The 3425-nt window shown below is 32.5% G+C and carries 2 protein-coding genes and 1 pseudogene; 2 read left to right on the top strand and 1 reads right to left on the bottom strand.

The features are described 5' to 3' along the window. Positions 1–213, bottom strand: a pseudogene (locus VNJ50_RS03810) (hypothetical protein); the annotation flags it as partial. Positions 214–299: 86 nt separating this feature from the next. On the opposite strand from VNJ50_RS03810, the gene VNJ50_RS03805 reads away from it, so the two are divergent. Both VNJ50_RS03805 and VNJ50_RS03800 read left to right on the top strand, forming a co-directional pair. After that, positions 300–2339, top strand: coding sequence for a tetratricopeptide repeat-containing sensor histidine kinase (locus VNJ50_RS03805; protein ID WP_325579209.1), 2040 nt, complete (start codon positions 300–302; stop codon positions 2337–2339). Beyond that, positions 2332–2964 (top strand): response regulator transcription factor, encoded by a 633-nt coding sequence (locus VNJ50_RS03800; protein WP_325579208.1) that lies wholly within the window; start codon positions 2332–2334, stop codon positions 2962–2964. Before VNJ50_RS03805 ends, VNJ50_RS03800 begins: the two co-directional genes overlap by 8 nt. The last annotated feature ends 461 nt before the right edge of the window (positions 2965–3425 follow it).

Genomic DNA, 3425 nt, shown 5'->3' with positions numbered 1-3425 from the left:
AACGATAACAATAGCATCGTACCATTCATAACGATTATATGTATTAGATGAGCTTAATTTTCCTTTATACGTTCCTACTGCTGCATCAATAGTTCCTTGCGCTGGTTGTTCGTGTCCGTTGTCATCATCTTTACTACAACTGGTGGTTAATGTTCCCAATGTCAATACCGATGCAAGTGCTAAAAGTGTAATTTTTGCGTTTACTTTTTTCATGATTTTTTTTCAATTTTATTATGAAAGGCAAATTTCTATAAAAAGCGAACTATGAACAATCAACGAAAACCTTGATATTATTTCTAATGGTTTACCATGATTTTTTTTGGGAACAGAAAATGACAGCTCTTTTATTTGGATATTTGCGGTTTAATTATTTAGTGATGTATAGAAACTCTCTGATCATAATAATTACGCTGTTTTTAGGCAATATGTTACAAGCCCAACAACTGGTTCCTTTAGACGAAGTAGCTTATGTAAAACAAATTAATCGTACCATTGAAAATACGAAAAGTGATAGTGTTCGCTTGTATAATACGCTTTTACTGTCTGAATATTGGTCCCAAACAGATAGTTTAAAAAGTAAACAAGCACTTGATAAAGTCCTATCATCTTCTCAAAAAAACACATTAGCTAAAGGAATTTTAGAATACTATCAAGGGGTTTTCTATGCTAACCAAGGTAGTAAATCACAAGCAAAAACATATTACGAGCAAGCGATAAAAGCTCTTGAAAACGATTCCGACAACAGCGCTTTTTTAATTAAATCATGGTATAATTATGCTTATATACAAGTAGAAGACAAAGGATATGATTATATGGTTAAAACGCTGACAGAATATTGTATTCCGTTGAGTGAAAAAAGTAATAACATAGAACTGTTAGCCTATAGTTATACACAACTAGGATTAACATTTATGTCGGTTGGGCAATTTGACACAGCTGAAGAATATCACAAAAAAGCCTTAGAACAACTTGAAAAAATAAAAAACAAAAATAGTGTGCATGTGGTTACTTACTTAAATTTGGTAAGTAATTATTGCTACAAACCCGATAGTAAAACAGCTAAGATATATTTGGATCAGGCAAAAGAGCTTCTGAAGCCTTTTCCTGAATCGCAACATTATCCGAATTATTATTATCAGGAAGCGATGTATTATACCACTATTCAGGATTTTGATAACGCATTAGCCAGCCTAAGTAAAGGTGTCAAATTAGCCAAAGAGAGCAATCAAACCAAATTATTGCAGCTGTTGTATTTTAGAATGTACAATGTGTACTTGATGCAAAAAGATTATCGCAAAGCAAAAGCACAGTTAGAGCATATTTTAGCTGAAAAAGTATTGGCTAAAGAAGCTGTAAATCGCAGAATAACTTATACCCAATTAGCAGCGGTTAACGATGTTTTGGGCGAACATAAAGAAGCCTATCAATGGATGAAAAAAGCAAGTTTGTTAGGTGATAGCTTACAACAAAAGAAGTTGTTAGAAAAAATGAACGAACTGGAAATTTTGCATCAAACAGCTGATAAACAACAAAAAATAAACGATTTAGAAAAAGAGAAAAAAGCCAATGAATTATTGAGTAAAAACAAAAATCTACGAATGACTATTTTGGTTATTGCTCTTATATTAAGCTTGATTATTGCTTTTTTAATTTTTATCAATTACAAGAAACAACAAAAGTTAAACAAACAAATCAGTCTGAGTCATGAGCAGGATTTACTTCATATAGAAAATCAACGTAAATACGAAGCAACACAAGCCATATTACAAGGTGAAGAGCAGGAACGCCAACGAATTGCACAGGATTTACACGATAGCATGGGTGGTATGTTGGCAAATATACGAATGACGATTTCGGCTAATAATTCGTTTCATAAAGAAAACGTAATTGACAAATTAGATCAAACTATTGACGAAATGCGCCGTATATCAAGAAATCTGATGCCTGAAACACTAAAGAATATTGGGTTAGAAATTGCCCTTAAAGAATTGTGTGAAACCATGACACAGAAATATTTTACCATTCAGTTCGAAGCTTTTAATTTGTCAGAAAATATTCCGTTTAAAACGCAAATAGCGTTATATCGTATCGCACAGGAAAGCATTAGCAACGTTACAAAATATGCTCAGGCAACTAATGTCATTGTACAAATCAGCCAAAATAACAATGTTCTTAATTTAACCATTGAAGATGACGGAATAGGCTTTGATAAATCTGAAATCGTATATGGATTAGGTTTAAAAAATATACAAAATAGAGTTCAATTGATTAACGGAACGGTTGAAATTGCTTCGAATAAAGGAGAAGGAACTACCATAAATGTGGAATGCTATGTATGATAAAAATAAGATAAAACTTGCCATAGTTGATGACCATCCAATGATTTTAGAAGGATTGAAATCACTATTAGAAAAAGACACTAAATTTCACGTTTTTTCTTTTACCAAAGGAGCTGCTGTCATAGATTTTATTCAGGAAAACAAAATAGATGTCGTTTTGCTGGATATTATTTTGAGCGATGGAAACGGATTAGACTTTTGTAAAATCATTAAACAAAAAGTGCCCAAATCTATCGTAATTGCACTAAGCAATCAAGCTGAGCGAAGCATTATTTTTCGTTTTTTGGAAAATGGAGGAAACGGCTACATTTTAAAAAATGCCGATTCGCAAGAGATAATCAAGGGTATAGAAAAAGCATTGAATGGCGATTTGGCTTTAAGCAAAGAAGTACAGGAAATTATATTACGAACCTCAACTACTGCTTTTGAACTTCCCAGATTAACCAAAAGAGAAAAACAGATTCTTCAAGCAATTGCCAAAGGCAATACGTCTGCTCAAATAGCCGAACAATTATTTATTTCGGTGATAACGGTAGAAACACATCGTAGAAATTTATTGCAAAAATTTAAAGCAAAAAATATGATTGAGCTAGTTAAAATCGCTACCGAAAATCAATTGATTTAAATTAATTCAGATCAGACAAAATTATAATACCCTGCTCTTCTTCTTTTCTCATGCCATTCGAGCCCTAAAGCATGACAAACAACAAGTTAATTATTTTTTGAATTGCTCATTACCGATACAAACTCTCTTAACATCAACTATTTACGAGTAAAACATATCACGATCTTATAATTATATAAAGCTAACATTTAATGCATAATATTGCATACAGGATGGATTAAAACATTCCGTTAGAATTTCACTTAAAAACAAACCCTCTATCCAACTTAAACAAAAGCACAGCTTACTAATAAAATTACAACCTAGACTAAAAACTCACAATCTAGCTCCACTCTTCAGATAAAGAGGCGACCGTGCGTCAAAAAATAGTCCTGAATACTATTTTAGCGAAGGGAGGAGCTGGCGCATGGGCAAGAGGCCTGGGAGTTTTAACAATAAAAAACTAAAATTGAATTTACCGC

It is taken from the genome of Gelidibacter sp. (assembly GCF_035577925.1).
Classification (GTDB): domain Bacteria; phylum Bacteroidota; class Bacteroidia; order Flavobacteriales; family Flavobacteriaceae; genus Gelidibacter.
Note: the sequence above shows the minus strand (reverse complement) of the source record. Positions and strands in the feature narration are given on the sequence as shown.